Annotated in this window: 19 protein-coding genes; 9 read left to right on the forward strand and 10 right to left on the reverse strand. The window is 65.8% G+C overall.

What is annotated here, in order from left to right; translation table 11 throughout:
• Nucleotides 1–48 precede the first annotated feature (48 nt).
• Nucleotides 49–750 carry an MBL fold metallo-hydrolase gene (locus AAEP86_RS01020; protein ID WP_420367003.1) on the reverse strand — a complete coding sequence of 234 codons (702 nt, stop codon included), beginning with the start codon at nucleotides 748–750 and terminating at the stop codon, nucleotides 49–51.
• Between the two features lie 197 nt (nucleotides 751–947).
• Nucleotides 948–1343 carry a winged helix-turn-helix transcriptional regulator gene (locus tag AAEP86_RS01025; RefSeq protein ID WP_420367004.1) on the reverse strand — a complete coding sequence of 132 codons (396 nt, stop codon included), beginning with the start codon at nucleotides 1341–1343 and terminating at the stop codon, nucleotides 948–950.
• Between the two features lie 45 nt (nucleotides 1344–1388).
• Here AAEP86_RS01025 and AAEP86_RS01030 point away from each other — a divergent pair, with 45 nt between their 5' ends.
• The 3 genes from AAEP86_RS01030 to AAEP86_RS01040 all read left to right on the forward strand — a co-directional run bounded on the left by AAEP86_RS01030 (nucleotide 1389) and on the right by AAEP86_RS01040 (nucleotide 3776).
• Nucleotides 1389–2240, forward strand: coding sequence for an enoyl-CoA hydratase/isomerase family protein (locus tag AAEP86_RS01030; protein ID WP_420367005.1), 852 nt, complete (start codon nucleotides 1389–1391; stop codon nucleotides 2238–2240).
• A 171-nt stretch (nucleotides 2241–2411) separates the two neighbouring features.
• On the forward strand, nucleotides 2412–3350 hold the full coding sequence (locus AAEP86_RS01035) for an alpha/beta hydrolase fold domain-containing protein (RefSeq protein WP_420367006.1): 939 nt from the start codon (nucleotides 2412–2414) through the stop codon (nucleotides 3348–3350).
• Between the two features lie 24 nt (nucleotides 3351–3374).
• Nucleotides 3375–3776: a nuclear transport factor 2 family protein gene (locus AAEP86_RS01040; RefSeq protein ID WP_420367007.1), complete on the forward strand. Its 402-nt coding sequence runs from the start codon at nucleotides 3375–3377 to the stop codon at nucleotides 3774–3776.
• Nucleotides 3777–4202: 426 nt separating this feature from the next.
• Here AAEP86_RS01040 and AAEP86_RS01045 read toward each other — a convergent pair whose 3' ends face one another.
• Entirely contained in the window at nucleotides 4203–5081 is an 879-nt protein-coding gene (locus tag AAEP86_RS01045; protein ID WP_420367008.1) for an aldo/keto reductase, read from the reverse strand.
• 98 nt (nucleotides 5082–5179) lie between these two features.
• Here AAEP86_RS01045 and AAEP86_RS01050 point away from each other — a divergent pair, with 98 nt between their 5' ends.
• Entirely contained in the window at nucleotides 5180–5743 is a 564-nt protein-coding gene (locus AAEP86_RS01050; RefSeq protein WP_420367009.1) for a TetR/AcrR family transcriptional regulator, read from the forward strand.
• A 57-nt stretch (nucleotides 5744–5800) separates the two neighbouring features.
• On the opposite strand, the gene AAEP86_RS01055 is transcribed toward AAEP86_RS01050, so the two are convergent.
• Both AAEP86_RS01055 and AAEP86_RS01060 read right to left on the reverse strand, forming a co-directional pair.
• Nucleotides 5801–6274, reverse strand: a complete 474-nt coding sequence (locus tag AAEP86_RS01055; RefSeq protein WP_420367010.1) for a hypothetical protein — start codon at nucleotides 6272–6274, stop codon at nucleotides 5801–5803.
• A 94-nt stretch (nucleotides 6275–6368) separates the two neighbouring features.
• Complete coding sequence (locus AAEP86_RS01060) at nucleotides 6369–6920, reverse strand: hypothetical protein (protein ID WP_420367011.1); 552 nt, start codon at nucleotides 6918–6920, stop codon at nucleotides 6369–6371.
• A gap of 271 nt (nucleotides 6921–7191) precedes the next feature.
• Between AAEP86_RS01060 and AAEP86_RS01065 the strand changes: the two genes are divergently transcribed.
• Entirely contained in the window at nucleotides 7192–7845 is a 654-nt protein-coding gene (locus AAEP86_RS01065; RefSeq protein ID WP_420367012.1) for an alpha/beta hydrolase, read from the forward strand.
• A gap of 62 nt (nucleotides 7846–7907) precedes the next feature.
• Here AAEP86_RS01065 and AAEP86_RS01070 read toward each other — a convergent pair whose 3' ends face one another.
• Nucleotides 7908–8627 (reverse strand): SDR family oxidoreductase, encoded by a 720-nt coding sequence (locus AAEP86_RS01070; RefSeq protein WP_420367013.1) that lies wholly within the window; start codon nucleotides 8625–8627, stop codon nucleotides 7908–7910.
• A 109-nt stretch (nucleotides 8628–8736) separates the two neighbouring features.
• Between AAEP86_RS01070 and AAEP86_RS01075 the strand changes: the two genes are divergently transcribed.
• Both AAEP86_RS01075 and AAEP86_RS01080 read left to right on the forward strand, forming a co-directional pair.
• Complete coding sequence (locus tag AAEP86_RS01075; protein WP_420367014.1) at nucleotides 8737–9612, forward strand: LysR family transcriptional regulator; 876 nt, start codon at nucleotides 8737–8739, stop codon at nucleotides 9610–9612.
• A 125-nt stretch (nucleotides 9613–9737) separates the two neighbouring features.
• Nucleotides 9738–10070 (forward strand): hypothetical protein, encoded by a 333-nt coding sequence (locus tag AAEP86_RS01080; protein WP_420367015.1) that lies wholly within the window; start codon nucleotides 9738–9740, stop codon nucleotides 10068–10070.
• A gap of 434 nt (nucleotides 10071–10504) precedes the next feature.
• Here AAEP86_RS01080 and AAEP86_RS01085 read toward each other — a convergent pair whose 3' ends face one another.
• Nucleotides 10505–11029, reverse strand: coding sequence for a MarR family winged helix-turn-helix transcriptional regulator (locus tag AAEP86_RS01085; protein ID WP_420367016.1), 525 nt, complete (start codon nucleotides 11027–11029; stop codon nucleotides 10505–10507).
• A gap of 148 nt (nucleotides 11030–11177) precedes the next feature.
• On the opposite strand from AAEP86_RS01085, the gene AAEP86_RS01090 reads away from it, so the two are divergent.
• Together AAEP86_RS01090 and AAEP86_RS01095 are read left to right on the forward strand one after the other, a co-directional pair.
• Nucleotides 11178–11483: a hypothetical protein gene (locus AAEP86_RS01090; protein WP_420367017.1), complete on the forward strand. Its 306-nt coding sequence runs from the start codon at nucleotides 11178–11180 to the stop codon at nucleotides 11481–11483.
• 536 nt (nucleotides 11484–12019) lie between these two features.
• Complete coding sequence (locus AAEP86_RS01095; protein ID WP_420367018.1) at nucleotides 12020–13009, forward strand: helix-turn-helix domain-containing protein; 990 nt, start codon at nucleotides 12020–12022, stop codon at nucleotides 13007–13009.
• A gap of 1049 nt (nucleotides 13010–14058) precedes the next feature.
• Here the strand turns inward: AAEP86_RS01095 and AAEP86_RS01100 are convergent.
• The 3 genes from AAEP86_RS01100 to AAEP86_RS01110 all read right to left on the reverse strand — a co-directional run bounded on the left by AAEP86_RS01100 (nucleotide 14059) and on the right by AAEP86_RS01110 (nucleotide 16475).
• Nucleotides 14059–14640, reverse strand: coding sequence for a MarR family winged helix-turn-helix transcriptional regulator (locus tag AAEP86_RS01100; protein ID WP_420367019.1), 582 nt, complete (start codon nucleotides 14638–14640; stop codon nucleotides 14059–14061).
• Between the two features lie 41 nt (nucleotides 14641–14681).
• Nucleotides 14682–14975 carry a hypothetical protein gene (locus AAEP86_RS01105; RefSeq protein WP_420367020.1) on the reverse strand — a complete coding sequence of 98 codons (294 nt, stop codon included), beginning with the start codon at nucleotides 14973–14975 and terminating at the stop codon, nucleotides 14682–14684.
• Between the two features lie 567 nt (nucleotides 14976–15542).
• Complete coding sequence (locus AAEP86_RS01110) at nucleotides 15543–16475, reverse strand: EamA family transporter (protein WP_420367021.1); 933 nt, start codon at nucleotides 16473–16475, stop codon at nucleotides 15543–15545.
• Nucleotides 16476–16532 lie beyond the last annotated feature (57 nt).

The following is a 16532-nucleotide window of genomic DNA, read 5'->3' on the forward strand; positions in this document are numbered from 1 at the left end:
GACGGCGCCTCGAAGGCACCGTTTGTCCGGAGCGCCGAGCGCTCTCGGTCAGGCGACCATCTCACGGAGGTGCTCCAACGCCTCCTGCATCCCTGGGTTCTTAAGACGCCGATCGTTCGGCTTCACGCCTCGCACCACTGCGTCGAGAAAGCGGCGGTCCGCATCCACTCGTTCCAGAGGGTCACGGCCCGGAGCGCCGTGCCCGGGAATGACGACTTCAGCTTGCCGCGCGTAGCCGGCGAGCACATCCAGCGCTTCGAAGTACGACGGGAGATCGTCGGGATAGAACGGCAGTGGCAGCTCCACGTCGCTGAGCATGTCGCCAGCGATGAGTACACGTTGCTTTGCAAGCCACAGCGCGGTGTGGCCAGGAGCATGTCCGTCGTGAATGACGAGTTCTGGGGTGAAGGCAGCGGATGTCGCGTTCTCCGGCATCACCTCAACGCCCTTCACCTGCCCCATGAGGTCTTTGAGAGCGGACGGGAAGTCGGGTCCGAGGTACTCAACAAGCGATGCTCGCTCTGATCGGGCGAGTTCCGCTGTCCGGCGCGAAGCCCATCGTGGCGCGTCGCCGAAGGCGGGATGCCAGAGCAGGTGGTCTTGATGTGCATGGGTCGCGAATCCGCCGATGACATGGAGGTCTCGTTGTGAGAGAGCGGCAGCCAAAGCGTCGAGCTCGTCGGGCATCCAAGCCGGATCGATGAGCAAGGCGTCCCGACCGGACATCAGCACTGTCGAGGTGGTCGCCATCCGTCGACTCGTTGCGACGAGCACTCCCGCGGCCACCGCATGCAATGCCCTCATCAGCCCCCCAGTTCCCGGTCAGCCTAAACGCTCGTGGAGCATCTCCTTGCACGGGAGACCGGTACCAGCGTCCATGGCGAACTCGGCAGGACGCTCTCACTCAAGACGCGCCCCAACCGGTCACGATCGGCTGCCGAGACTTATCAGGACGAGTCGTCGTCGTACGCCTGCCTGTGCTGTTCCACTTCGGTGAGATGATCGGCGGTCCAAGCGAGCAGCGTCAGGAACGGCTTGTCGAGAGTGCGCCCGAGCGCTGTGATGCGGTACTCCACGGCGACGGGACGTTGATCCAGCACATGGCGTTCGACGAGGCCGTTGCGTTCGAGGCGGCGTAGCGCCTGCGTCAGTGACTTCTGGGTGATGCCGTCGAGGTCACGCTTGAGTTCGTTGAAGCGTCGCGACTGCTGGCACAGCAACGTCAGGATCAGCTGCCCCCATTTATCGAGGAGTTGATCGAGGAGTTCGCGCTGTGGCCCCACGATGAGTCCCGGGATCGCCGGGCCTCCAGGGGTACCAGGTTTCCTTGAAGTACCTGTCATGTACCAGGTATACCAGAGATACCTAGTCCTGACCAAAGGAACACCATGACCGAGCAGTCCCTGACCACGCTCCAGCTCAAGCGCCAGGACGGCGTGCTGTGGGTCACGATCGACGTCCCGCCGATCAACCTCATGACGGCCCAGCTTCTCCTTGACTTCGACGCCGTTGCAGCATCGGCCGAGAAGGACCCCGGCCTGCACGTCATCGTCGTCCAGAGCGCGAACCCCGAGTTCTTCATGGCTCACGGCGACCTGACGTTCGTCGAGGACCCCGCGTCGTATGCCGCACTTCCGATCGCGGAGGACACGCTCGTCGGAACCGGGCCAATGATGCGGCTCCACGAGCGTTGGCGGCGCCTGCCCCAGACCACCATCGCGAAGGTCGCGGGCCTGACTCGCGGTGGTGGTCCGGAAATGATCGCAAGCCTGGATCTCCGCTTCGCAGCGCTTGAGACCGCGTCCTTCGGCCAGTTCGAAACCCTCACCGGAATCGTCCCTGGTGCTGGTGCAACTGCACACCTACCCCGCCTCGTGGGACGCGCTCGAGCCCTCGAGATCGTCCTCACCGGCGGCCTCATCGACGCCGCAACCGCCGAGCGTTGGGGATGGGTGAACCGCGCACTGCCCGGAGCCGAACTCGACGCTTACGTCGACTGGGTTGCGCTGACCATCGCGAACCTACCCGACGGCGTGCGTGTCGCAGCAACGAAGGCGATCGACGCCGCCGACGGCCCCCTCGAAGATGCGCTGCGCGCCGAAGACCGCTACCTCGGAGAGACCTTCACGCCTGCCTCCGGTGAACTCGCGAAGGCAGCTCTTGCAGCCGGCGCACACACCCGTGAGGTCGAACTCAACCTTGAAGGGGTCCTCCGAGCGAACCTCGCTCGTACCCCCTGAAGCCTTGTCTGATGGTGAGTGGGACGCAAGACAGATTGTGTTCCACCCCACACACCCGTCGTTTGCGCTCGACTGGGGAGGGAACTTGGCCGGCCACGCTCTCGACTTTCCTTCTACATCAACTTATCGAGCGCGTCGCAGACGTGCCTCGCCCTTTGAGGAGAACAGGCAATGACCGAATATCGTCTCGACGAGGAATTTGCGCAGGCGATCGCGCAGCTCCCGCCAGAGTTCATGGGCATGGCCGAGCCCCCCGCGGACGACGTGCACGCGCTGCGAGAGGTGATCAACTTCCAGTACACGGAGATGGGCAAGCTGGCTCCGCCCGCCCCGGATGGCGTGCACCGGGATGACGTCATCATCCCGGTCGGTGATGGCGTAACGCTTGAAGCGCGTTGGTACACGAAGGGTGATGCCCGTCCTGGGTCCGCTGTCGTCTACGCCCACGGCGGGGGTCAGGTCGCTGGCACCCTTGACCATTACGACCGCCGGATGAGGGTCTACGTCACGGAGACGTCCGTGCCGATCTTGTCGGTCGGTTACCGTGTCGCCCCGGAAGGGAAGGGTCAGCAGCTCAGCGAAGACGTCTTCGCGGGGGTGCTGTGGTTGAACGAGCAGGCTGACCGTCTCGGCGTCGATCGTGCACGGATCGCGGTGATGGGTGACAGTGGTGGCGGCGGGCTCGCCGCGGCGGCCGCCGTGCTGGGTAGGGACCGTGGCGTTCCGATCGCTCAGCAGATCCTGATCTACGCCATGCTCGACGACACGGTCAACACGGCCAGCGAAGCACTCGCGCCGTTCCTGGCATGGACCGCGAACATGAACGCGACCTCCTGGAACGCCCGCTCTGACGGTCACGTGTCGGAGACAACCTCGCCGGCGCGTCTGCTCGACGCTCGTGGTCTGGCCGCTGCGTACATCGAGGTCGGTGATCTTGACCTCATGCGAGACGAGAGCATCGCCTACGCCCTGAAGTTGTCGGCGGCCGATGTCCCGCTTGAGCTCCACGTTCACCCCGGTACGCCGCACGCCTACGAGTGGCTGGACGAGAACGCAGGAGTCACCCAGCGCTCCCTCGAGAACCGTTACCGTGTCCTCCGCTCCCTCTGAACCTGGCCTTGATAGGGAGAACCGATGACCACTGCTCACGTGACCAACGCATTCCTGCGCCACCTCGCCGCGCAGGACGCGGCCGCACTCGCCGCCCTGTTTGCCGACGAGATTGACTGGATGGTACCTGGCGACCAGGCAATCACCCGATGGGTCGGACCACGGTCTCGTGCGGACGAAGTCGCGCCGTACTTCCGGGAGCTCTGGGCAGCGCTCACCCCGGGCAAGAGCGTGGTCGCGGTCAACTCGGTGGTGGTCGACGGCTCTGAAGCTGTCATCTTCGCCACCTTCGACCATGTCGCCGCTCCGACCGGACGCCCTTTCCACACTGCCGTCGCTATGCGCCTCACGGTCACTGGGGACAAGGTGGTCTGGATGCACCTGTTCGAGGACACCGCCGCGGTCGCCGCAGCGTTCCAGCTCTAACGACTACCCGTTCCACGTGAGCCTCGATAGGTGATCAGCTACCGGGGTCGGCCGGTCCATCGCTCCTCGACGCAGTGACTCTACGGAGCGGGGCCTTATCGGCTACCGACCGACAGAGGGCGCAAACTCCTGTAAGTTCGCGCCCTCTGTTTTCCGTGTTGTTGCTTTAGCCCCGGTCGGCGGGGTGAGTGCGTCGACGGGTGCATTGAGCTGGTTCATGAGGCCGGCGAAGTCCTTGAGGCGCGTCCCGGATAGTGGAACTTCGAGCGGTGTCCGGTTACCCATCGGCTATCGAGACGAGATGAGTCTCTGTTGCCGAGGGCTCGGTCGATCTGCGTGGTGTCCGTTCTTTCTCATGCGCGCGTTGATCTGAGGGCGGCTGCTCCGGAGCCGGTCCCAAGAGCTGCTCGCCGGACGCTGTCCTGTTCAGTCCTCGGGTACGAGTGCCGTGATCGTGGAGATTTCGTCGGAGGTAAGCGTGATCTGCGCTGCGGCGAGATTCATACGGAGGTGCTCGAGGCTGGTGGTTCCGGGTATGGGGAGGGTGTTCGGTGCACGATGCAGCTGCCAGGCCAGCGCGACCTGCTGGAGGCTTACGCCGTGGTTGTGCGCGATCGGGTCCAAGGCGGCGGTGATCCGATCCGGCTCGCCGCCATCGGCGATGCTCATGGGGTGCCAGGGCGAGAAGACCGCGCCGGCCTTCTCGGTCGCGCGGAGCAAGTCCACGCCACGGCGAATACCAGGGTTGTAGAGCGCTGTCGCGGCGGCGATGGAGGTGATCGTCTGCGCGAGCGCGAACTGCTCGAGGCTGACATTCGACAACCCGATGTGCCGGATCAGACCCTCCTCCTTGAGAGCGGCGAGAGTGGCAACCTGTTCCTCGAACGGGACATCCGTGGCTTGGCCGCTGTGCAGGTAGTACAGGTCGATGCTGTCGACTCCAAGCCGTCGTGCGCTCAGGTTGGCCGACTGGCGGAGGTAGTTCGGATTGCCGACCGCGCCGAGGGTGGAGTAGTCGTAGCCGCCGCGGACGAAACCGCCCTTGGTTGCAATGACCAGGTTCTCTGGGTAGGGGTGCAGGGCCTCGCGGATGAGGAGTTCGTTCGAGTGCGGCCCGTAGACGTCTGCGGTGTCGATGAACGTGACGCCGGCATCAACGACCGCGCGGAGCAGGGCGATGCCGCCGTCGTGGTCGGGGTATTCACCCCAGACCTGCTTGCCGGTGAGCTGCATCGCGCCGAAGCCGATACGGCCGACGGTGAGGTCCCCGCCGATGGTGAGGGTCGAGGTGGCGAGTGCGGTCATAGCTGTCCCTTCGGCCGTACACGGGCCAGGTTCCGACCGAGAGATAGTCTCTCGGTTAACTGGTAGTAGGCCTACCACATTTGCGGGAGGATGGGGTCGTGACCTTGGTAGCGATGTTGGAGGATCGGCGGCCTCGGCGGCTCGATGCGCGGCGGAACTTCGACGCCATTCTCGCCGCGGCCACGGAAGCGTTCGGCGAAGCAGGTGCGGACGTCGGGATGGAGGAGATCGCGCGTCGAGCAGGCGTGGGGGTTGCGACGCTGTACCGGAACTTCCCGACCCGGGTGGCGCTGATGGAGGCGATCTACCTGGCTTCCGTGGTCGAGCTCGTGAGCTTCGGCTCGGGCAGTGCCGACGTCGATTCGTGGACGGCGTTGCGTGGGTGGTTGGAGAAGTTCGTCGACTTCATGCGAAGCAAGCACCCGGTGGTCTCGGTGCTGACCGAGCAATCCGAGGTATACGAGCCCACCCGGGACGCGATCTACGGCATCGCCGAACCACTGTTCGAGCGCGCTCGGGAGGATGGGCAGATCCGCGCTGGCATCGATGCCGATGACGTGATGCGGGTCATTTTCGCGGTCACTGGGGGGATCTACCGTGACACCGCGCAGCGGAGGCGCGCGTTCGAGATCGTCCTCCACGGCATCCGAGCGCAGCGCTGACGCGCAGATCCCGTACTGAATCGCTTCGACCGCGTCAGGGGTTGGGTGCCGACGGCGTCAGGAGCTTGCTGGCCAGAAGGTCCGAGCGAGCTCGATGAAGTCGGAAGTGTCGCAGCTGGCGAACGACGCTGACGCCGCGTCCCAGGTGAAGGCAGCTGTTCGGCTGAGCGAGATGTCGGTCGTGCCGGTAGCCGGATGCATGCTGCCATCGACGGTGAGGATGGCGGAGCGGCCGTCAAGAATGACGGCGGTGCCGACCGCAACGGTCACGACTCCAGGGACCATCTCAAGCGGCGTCGCGATTTCGCCAGCGACTGAGAGAGTTCCCTCGTTCCGGTCGACGAACGCTCCGAGGGTTCCCCCGAGGATGAGCCGGGCTCTACGTTCCAGCGTGAGGGTGCCGCGGAAGTTGCCGCGCACGAGGAGAGAACATCCTTGGAGGACGGTGGCGCCCTCGCGGAGGGTGCCACTGATGGCGAGATCCTCTCGAACAGTGAGCGGTGCCGGAACGTCACCGTGGATCGTCTTCACGCGCCGGTCGTCTCCTCATTGCGGGGCGCCCGGACCCGCCACGGGTACATGCCGTTCGGCATGGCGCGCGTTGCGGGCCGGAGCGGCAAGCCTGCTACTTGTGTTCTGAGCCGTCCGGATTGACGGCGTACCAGATCTCGCCGACGCCTTGGCCGGTGACGGCGCCGGGCTTCGTGTCCTCGGCGTAGGTGTAGATCGGTCGTGCATCGATCGTGATCTGCGGCTTGCCGTCGACTCCAGTGATGGTCCCGACCTTGCCGGTCACGCCAACGACGTTCGGCTTTGTTGATCCTGTTTCGACAGCCGGCCAAGCCGCAGCGCATCCGCCGGTGCAGGCACTCGTGCCAGTGCCGGGGGTGTCCTTGTCGTGGTAGTAGGCGGTCAGGCCCTTTCCGTCGATGATGATCGTGCCGAGGCTCGTCGACGCGGTCGTGGTGCTCTCACCGCCGGCACCCTTCGGGCTGCTGGTGTTCTCGAAGCCGTTCGGCAATCCATACGACGACGTGGATCCGTATGCTGAGCTCGCTGACGTCGAGGTGTGCGATGCGCTCGGTGACGATGGCGCCGGCGTCTTGGTCGTACAAGCGGCCAGCGCAACGGCCGCGAACGCGACCCCGACGACGGGCAAGAGACGGTTGATGTGCATGAGTTCCTCCATGTGGGTCGGAGATGAACACTTCATTCGGAACACGGCGTCGAGGAGCGCATCGTTCGATGCCCCCGTGGATTGAACGATGTCGGCTGTCGATCGTCATGCCCCCTGGCGAACGAATCCCCTCGGGACCAGGCGGGGTGAAGCAACCAGGTCGCGTAAGACAACGCGGGTGATGCAGTCGAGGTATCACGGGCGACGAAACAGGTGTTGGACGCGACCGACCGGAGAGCGTCACGGTTGGTGGGCTCCCGAAAGGACCCGTGTGTTCACTCCCCACACTCCGTACCCACCGCTCGACCCGACTGCCGTGCTGTGGTCGACCCGACTCTCGGCCGAGTCGGATCTCCTGATCATGATGCACGGGTGGAGCTACGACGAACGGCACCTGTTCGCGCTTCGTGACGAGCTCCCCGAGGACCTGGTCATCGCGTCCGTGCGGGCTCCGATTCCCGAGGCGGGTGGATTCGCGTGGTTCCCCAGCGCGGGGAACCCGATCGGTGACCCGCAGCCCGGGGTGGCCAACGCAGCGGCGGACGTCGTCCTAGATTGGTACGACTCGTTGCCTGCGGTCCGGTCGGTGGGGTTGCTGGGTTTCTCGCAGGGCGGTGCGATGGTGCTGCAGATGATGCGCCGGCGCCCGGGCGTTTTCGCGTATGGGGTGCAGCTGGGCGGGTTCGTCGTCAACGACACCCAGCGAGGCGACGATGCCCTCCGAGCGGAGCGCCCACCGGTGTTCTGGGGACGAGGCGCCCACGACAGGGTGATCCCCGCTGCCGCGGTCCGCCGCACCGCCACGTTCAGCACGGAGCATCTCTCCATCACGGAACGGGTGTATCCGGATCTCGCGCACGACGTCGCTGGTCGGGAAGTGACCGACCTCGCAGCGTTCGTCACCGATCGGACCGCTCGTCGCTGACCGCAACCGGCGGCCTCGCGCCGCGGGGGTTCGCGACGCGAGGCCGCCGGGCGCCTGATCGTTCAGACGAGGAGCGCGCCGCCGTCGACGGGGATCGAGGTTCCCGTGATGAAGGGCTGCGTCATCGCGTAGAGGAACGCCTGCGCGACGTCGCTCACCTCGCCAACGCGGCCAACGGGGAGCGTCTGGGCCTGCTGGTCGAACATGGCCTGCTGCTCTTCGGTAGTCATACCCGCCCAGAGCGGGCTGCGGATGATGCCGGGCTCGACAACGTTGACCCGGGTCGGCGCCAACTCGACCGCCAGAGCGCCGGCGAGACTCGTCGTCGCTCCGCACAAGCTCGACGCGACCGCCCACCCGGCACCCGGTCGGGTGCGCGCTGACCCGGAGGTCAGGGTGATCGAGCCCCCCGGCCGGACGTGCGGCGCGGCCTTGCTGACCGCGTTGAGCGCGCCGAAATAGCGCACCTGGAAGAACCCGCGCGCCTGGTCCAGGTCAAGACCATCGACGGGCATCAGGGTGAGGGGTTCGCCGGCGGTGTAGACGAGGTGGTCGAACTCGCCGATCGCTTCGAAGAACGACGCGACGTGGTCGGCGTCAAGCACGTCGAGTGCCCGGCCCCTGGTGGATGCGGTGAGCTCGCCAAGGGCGGCGTCGACGCTGGACTGGCGGCGCGAGGCGATGACAACCTCAGCGCCGGCATCCACGGCAGCGTGAGCCGTGGCGAGGCCGATTCCCGAGGTGCCGCCGATGATCACGACGCGCTGATTGGTGAGAGACAAGGTGTTCCTTTCGATCGGACGGGATCGAGTGTGTGCGCTCGAGCGCCGGCCCGTCCAAGACCTCTTTCACACTTGATGAGACCCAACGGGTATGAGTCATGATGGGCGTGTGAACGCCGATCTCGACCTCCGCAAACTGCGGTACTTCGCTGCAGTCGCGGAGACGTTGAGCTTTGGTCGCGCTGCGGAACAACTTCGCATCGCGCAGCCGGTGCTGTCACGGCAGATTCGCGCCCTTGAGCAGGAACTTGGCATGCAGCTCTTCGTCCGTGATACCCGCGGGACTGAGCTCACCGACAACGGACGGGTCCTTCTCGCCGAAGCGCAGCCGCTGCTCGCTTCTGCCGCTGCGGTGCGTCGACGTGTCGCGATAGCGGCGCGCGGCGAAGACGTCTTCACGGTGGGCTTCATGCCTGGACTGACGGTGACTGACGCAGTGCGGGTGTTCCGACGGGGGGTGCCGTCCGTCGAGGTCCGGGTGATGCGTACCGGGTGGGAGGAACAGGTCGCGGTGCTGCATGACGGCCGCGCGGACGTCAGCTACCTTCGTGAACCGTTCAACAGTGTGGGGATTCGGACCGTATTTCTTCAGGAAGAACCGAGGGTGGTGATGCTCCCAACAGGTCATCCCCTGATCAGCGCCAACCAGGTGACGATGAAGGACCTCGGCTCCGAGGTGCTCTTACAAGACCCAGCAGCCGTGCCCGAATGGTCCACCGCTCAGCCCGCTCGAGCTGCACTGCAGGGTGCTGCCGCGCGCAAGTCGCGGACCGTTGAAGAGAAGCTGGAACTCGTCGCCGGAGGTGCAGGCATCGCGATCCTGCCGCTGTCCACGGCACAGTTCTACCGCCGCCCGGACGTGACCTTTTGCACCATCACCGACCTGGCACCGACCGCGGTGCACATCGCCTGGGAAGCCAGCCGCACCTCGGAGCGCGTCACGGCGTTCATTGACGCCGCACAGGCCGTCGCCGCTCCACGTTGACGTCAGGTACCGCGGAGTCCGCACGGTTGAGGGTCGTCTGGTGAGACGCCACGTATGGGCTGTTGAGGGCCTCACTCGGTGGCCGCTGAGTGCGTGTGCACGGGGTTGGTCGTTGGTTGGTGGGTATGAAGTACATCCACTACAACGGGCAGCCGACGATGGTCGCGGATGAGGTCGCGGATGCAGTGATCGAGTACGCCGCTGTCCTCGGTTCGAACGACAAGACCGACACGGTCGATGTCCCTACGTTCGATGAGGCTGGGCAGCCCTCGATTGAGACGGTGCTGATCGGGCCGGCGAGTCAGATCACGTTGAGTCCGGCGCCGGAGGACGAACTCGAGTTCCAGAGCGATCATGAGGACTTCGTCCGGCACCTGCGGGATCTTGGTGCGGCGGCGGGGCCGGCGCGGCCGGTGCACGAGGACCGGAACCTCGACGCGAGCAGCTCGGCACGGTAGGGCCCGGCGTTGGTCGGCGTTCAGGTCTACTGGAGTGGGCACGGACGCTGCGGGCGGTGCGTTGGTCGTCGTCGCTGATCCTGCGGCAGGCGGCACAAGCAGGTGTGGGCCGCTCCGATGAATCGGAACGGCCCACAGTCACTCAGGTGCCAGTTGAGGGTTCGCGAGCGTCTGCTCGCGGGCACGCCATCGGCCAGCGCCGGGGCGTTTGGTGCGCTGGGCTCAGTTCGAGCGACCGTTGACGTTGTGGCGGTCGTCGTCGTTCCAGTCGGGCTTGCGCACGCCGGCCTTCGCGATCCCGCGGCTGACGACGTAGGCGGCCGTCACGATCGCGACGTACAACCAGGCCTGATCGGCGCCGAAGCCGGTGTGGCCCTCGTCGGCGTTGACGACGACAGCCGAGGATACAGAGTCAACGATCCGAGCGTGGCGTTTCAGTCGGTTTGTGGTTGCGTCGGCAGGGTGAGTTCTTGGCGGATGGCGTCTGCGAGGCGGGTTGCGAATCGCTGGACGCTGGCGAGTTCCTCGTCGCTGAGCGCATCAATTGTCGCGATGAGCGGGGCATGAATATGTCCGTAGGCGTGCGCTAAGTCGCGCTCCGCGGAGGGCACGGCGGTGATGATGATGCCGCGTCGGTCCTTCGGATTCGGTTCCCGTTCCGCTCGTCCGTCGCGGACGAGTCGATCGATCAGTTTCGTGACCCCGGCCGTGGAGAGCCGCAGGGTGCGTGCAAGCTGCGTCGCGTTCACGGTCTGACCCTCCTGACGCGCGAGCACCAGGTGGCGCAGCGCAAGCGCATCAACGGGCAGCATGCCCAGCGCCCGAAGTGCACCCTCATCGGCGTCGTGGACGGTATCGCTGAGCACCTGCAGGCTCGCGATTGCCGCCGCACCTTCGGGTGTTCGCGGCTCCTGGTTCACGGGGGAGGGCGCGTCGCGGTCGGGGGTCTCGTTGCTCATGGGTGTTCCCTCTCGACGCTCTATGGACAAAAGTCATCCTCCCCGACCCAGCTGAGAACTGAAACTGAGCGAGAAGTCAGCTCAGTAAGACAATTGTTGCGGTCACGACGCCACCGATCTGCGGTGGCGGAGATCAGAAGGAGTCACCATGTCGAGCACAGCAGGACGTCCCGCTCGGAACGACTCGGTCGTCCGGGCAACGTGGAACGAAACCAAGTCCGCACTCAAGACCACCGAGTTCTACGTCTGGCTGGTTGTGTCGATCGCGATCCTCATCGCATCGGCAGTCGTCGACAACGCGGACGAAGGCCACACCGGCTTCGGCGCGGACCAGGCGTGGCTGTATGTCGCGATCGTGACGGCCGCTTACATCGTTAGCCGCGGGATCGCGAAGGCTGGCGTGCGCAAGCCCGACTGGAACGACGACGACCGCCGCGACGTCAACGGTCGCTGAGGTTCACTTTCGTGCGTGACGTCTCCGCCGATCCCTGGATGGGCGGAGCACCGACGAGCTAACCGCTTGTGAACCCCCGCACTGGTAGCCGGGAAGACGTGGGCCGTTCCGATTCCATCCGGAACGGCCCATACTTCTGCCCACCTCCACGAGCGCCTCGTTGCCGCTACGAGGGTCGAGGCATCTCGCGGCAAGGAGCAGTCGCTGGTGCAGTGACCGTGAGGGCGTGCCGCGAAGTAGCCGAGTTGCGCTTCGCGGCTGGTTGTTGCCGCTTGGTTTCAGCCGCGTTACCGTGCTGGAGCCGGATCATGTTGCGGTCTTGTCGTCAGGATGGTCTTCGCGGTAGGCGAAGCACTGGCACAGCAGGGCGGTCCGGTAGCGATGAGGCGTCACTGCCTCATGGAAGGCAGGTCCGTCATGACCGCCACACGTCGGTTCCTGTCGGAACTCTCTCTGCGCGACAGCACAGTGCGCGCAACCACAGCCATCACGTTCGGCGACGCTCGAGCCCACCACGACGAGTGGGGGAGCCTCGCATGACGCTGACCAGAAGCGAACCTCCGGCGCAGATCCAGACCGGCACGGCAGCAGTTGCCCCGATCGTTGCGGTGTCCGGATCGCACACCGACAGTGCGATCCAGGACCTCGCGGGCATGTATGCCGGGCGTGCCTGGTACTCATCGCATCTCGACGACGAGTATTGGTACAAGTACGTCGCCGTCGGCGACGACCAGCTCAGCATCCGACGTTCCCAGATGCACGGTTACCTCCGCGGCGATGTCGCCGTTGAAGGCGAGGTCGTCGTGCAGTGGATTGATGCCGGCGAAGCGCGCGTTGATGTCGGCCGGAACGAAGTGCGCATGCAACCCGGCGTTCCGACGCTGTTCCCGATCGAGCAACGCTTCGACATGGAGTACCAGGATTGGGACCAGCGCCTGGTGCACCTGGACCGGGCTCTCGTGCTGGACGTCGCCGCGGAACACTACCTCGCCGACGGGACCCTCTCGTTCGATCGAAGCCGTACGCCGAGTCCGACCGCGGTGACGCAGTGGCGTGGATCCGTGGGGGCCGCGATGCAGGCTCTTCGCTCTGACGGGGTGAACTCGCTCGCGTGGCAGGAAGCGCAACGGGACGTTGCTCGGTCCTTGTTCGCGTTGTACCGGTACCAGGGTGAACCCGTCCCGACCGGGTACGGCGCACCCCGGAATTTCCGGCTGCGTGCCGCGGTCGATCACATTCATGCGCATGCTGCGGAAGCGCTCACCGTTTCAGAGATCGCCGGCGCTGCCGGCTTCAGCGTCCGCGGGCTGCAGGAGGCGTTCCAACGCACACTGGGCCGCAGCCCGATGATGTATCTGCGAGAAGTCCGCCTCCGGCGGGCTCGTGAAGATCTCCTGCGGGCGGACTACAGCACCACGTCGGTTGCGACGTTGGCGTCCCGGTGGGGGTTCACGCACTTTGGGCGCTTCTCCAGCGAGTACCTGCGCCGTTTCGGCGAGTACCCGCGCCAAACACTCCGGCGCTGAACGACCGCAGACACGCGCCGATCTGGTCGGAGCGCCAGAGCTGGTTCGTCCGATGCTGAGGCGGATTCTTGGGCGAGGCGGCTGGCTTGCAGCCGTTCGTGGCTGACGGAGCCGCGGCGGCGGTCTCCTGCATCGTCGGCGCATCATCAAGCGGGTTTCGACGGTCACACCTGCGAGTTCTGAACAGCGGCCCACGAGTTCCATGCGGCGAACTGCGCCTGCGCGCTGCCGAGACTGCTATGAGATCCGTGCAACACGCCATCACCCGATTCGAGTTCGTACTGTCGGTGCAAGCTGATCGTGGCGACCGATGACTCGTCAATGAGGCCAGTCCACTCGGAAGGAGAGTCCTGGCGCCAGGAGAGGTCGGATGGGTGCTGCATGGTGCCGGCTTCCGTTAGAGGCCGGCGAGCCAAGACGGCGAGCGGCGCTCCGAACGGTAGGCGCTGTCCCTGTGAAAGCAACGGACCCGAGCAGTTCGTTCGAGGTGGTCGCACGGTTCTTCGACGCGCTTCCGGAGGCTGCGCGCGGTTCCGAGATCGCCCGAACGGACGAGAACACAGGTAGCCGAAAGCCTGCGGCGGCGTGTTTGCGGGGTCCCGGCAGCGCCGAGTGAACCGTCGCCGTGGTGCTGGCGTCAGGCCGTGGGAACGTCGACGGTGCGGACGACGCCATGTGGGCCGGTGTTGGAGGGCGCGACCGTCGGGATCAGCTGGTGGATTCTGACGGGGTGTGATCGTTGACTGCTTCGGGGGAGTCTTCGCGGAGGAAGTCCCCTCGGTCGGGTCCTTGCTCGGTTGCGCCGGCGATCTTCCATCGTTTCCGGGCTCGGGCGACGGTCTCGATGCGTGCCGGGTCGACATCGGGTGAGCCTTCGTACGTACCCACAACGTTCCCTTCGATCATCAAAGTTTGTGGTGACGGCCGTCACCATGCGTAGCGACGTAGCGGCGGGGTCATAGGAGCTTTTCGGCCTGCGGCAGCTGCGTCGACCGGTCAGGTGGCCGTCGGCATCCGCGACTTGAGGTGCCGGTGGGAGGGTGACGACGTTAGTTGCGGGCGTGAACGCTGTCGGCGCGGTCGGCTGGTGGTGGTCCCGTGGCGTCGTCGAGGGTGTACTCGTCGATGTCGGGGGCGGTGTCCGCGTTGAGCGCGTCGGTGACTGCCGTCAGGATCTGGGTCAGGACGTCGTTCGTGTCTGCGGGGAGGTGATCGATGATCTCGACCACGACGCGGTGGTAGTGGGCGTAGGCGTCATCGATCTTCTTCGCTGCTTGCACGGTCGGTTCCAGCACCTGTGCGCGGCGATCCGTGGGGTGGGGCGCGCGAACGAAGTCGCCCTTCTGCACGAGTCCGTCGACGATCTTGGTCACCGACGCGTTCGACACGTTCAACATCACCGCGAGGTCTTTCGGACCCATGACACGGCCGTCGCGGTGCGCTTGGAGCATGTACCGGACCGCGTGGAACTCGTTCTTGGAAAGTCCGCTCTCGATCCGAGCGTGCTCGAGCTGGCGCTCTTCCGCGTGCTGCAGCTGCAGCAACGCTTCCACCGCGTTCTTCGCGGGGCGGGAACGCGGCTCGCGTGCGTACAGGTGCATGTGCTCACGACGCACAACGGTCAACGGCACCAGGGAACCTCCAACGCGATCCAGCTGCGACGAGCACGAGCCTAAAGCGTTGGCTCCGCGAAGAAGTCAGCGTAGGACGGTCCCGTGCCCGCACTCAGCAGCGACGGGTCTTCCGCCCGGCGCGATGCGTACGACTCGATCACGGTCGGGTCAGTGAGCCCGAACCCCCGGTGAGATCCGGTCCGACGCAGTGTCTGCGGCATTGCCTGGTACGTGCTGTGCATGATCCTCGCCACCTTCTCCACTGACCGTGCCGGAACGTCCCGCCCGACGCCCATATCCTTCACGATGTGAACGGTGTGCGCAACTAACAGTTCGAGTTCTGTATCTTTCACGCTGTGAACGATACGTCTGCATGGAGCAGGTGGTCCACGTGTTCGGATATCACCGTTTGTGCAGACCTCCGTCTCCATAGCCGATCGTTCAGTGGTAGGTGGCAGTTGTTGCCCAGGCTGGGACAAAAACGTGATGGGATGACTGCTGTCCGCCCCTTCGAGGCGGAGGACGGGGTTCCTGATTCGCGCCCGTCCGGGAGTGGTTCTCCCCAAGGCGGGGCCGCGCATTCGGGTTGCGCGGCCCCGCCCTTTCCCCGGCAACCCTGCGCTCCTCACGATGCGCGATCGGCTGCCGCACGGGTTGAGTTGTGCCATGGCCGGGCGCCTCCGTCCTCCAGCGTCGCGGGGTCGTCGCCAGCCGGCGGACCCACGAGCTATGCGATCAGTGAGGGCAGCGGGGCTCTGGGTGCATCGGTTACCGAGGCGATGCAGCCAGGAGCGGTTCGCGTAGCCCCGCAGCGGTTCTGGACAGCACCGGATGTCAGAGTGGGAGCTCTGAAGTTTCCTGACCGGGAGAGAGTGATTTCGCCGTCGGTAAGCGCGTCCTTTCGGACGAGTGAACGGCCGCTACGCAAGCGCGAGTCCGACGGACGCTGCGATCGCGAGGCCGATTCCGGTCCACTGCACGGCGCTGAGGCGTTCCCGCAGCACTATCCCGGCGAGCACGACCGTGCCGATCGGGTATAGCGCGTTGAGGACGCTGACGACCGGCAGTGTCGTTGGGTCGTCGCTCGAGTGCAGTCCCGCCTGGATGAACACGTTCGCCATGGCGTCGAGGAGGCCGCAGGCCACGACCGTCCCCAGCAGGCGGAGCGGCCAGCGTGCGCCTCGTACGGAGCGTTTTGGAGGTGCGGCAGACTCCACGACGTCGGCCGACGTCCCGGGGTCTGCCGCGCCTCCCGTCCGTCCGCGGCGCCCCGTGGCCGCCACCGCGATAGCCAGCAGCACCGCCTGCAGCACCCGCGCGACGACGAGTGGTGCGATCCCGGAGTCCGACGGTGCCTGGTCGTACGCGAGGACGATTCCACCGAACCCGCACCCGGCCACTGCCGCGGTGACGAGGCCGCCTGCCGTGACACGTGCGCCGGAGGTGTCCCGCACGGCCGCGACCAGGACGACTGCGAGGACGGCAACCACGAGCGCCGCGATCGCGAGGCCCGACAGAGCCGTGCCGCGGAGCACCGCGACGAGGACCGGCACGACGGCCGCGAACACAGCCGTGAGGGGCGAGAGCACGCTCATTGGTCCGATCGCCAGCGCCCGGTAGAGCAGGAGCACCGCGATCCCGCCCGACGCCCCCGCGACGGCACCCCAGAGGACGGCGGCCCCGGTGAAGCTCCCGCCGACGACCACCAGCCCAACCAGGAGCGGGACGATCCCGATTACCGATGCGAGGGCGGTGACGGTCGCGGCCCGAATGCGCCGGGACGCCAGGCCCCCCAGGAAGTCGGCGAATCCGTAAACGAGGGCGCCGGACAGGCCGAAGACAACGGTGAGCACGGTCCCATCCTGCTCGCGATCCTGCTCGTGGTGTCATCCAAAATGCTCGTTCGTACC

Source organism: Curtobacterium sp. L1-20 (assembly GCF_048755855.1).
GTDB lineage: Bacteria > Actinomycetota > Actinomycetes > Actinomycetales > Microbacteriaceae > Curtobacterium.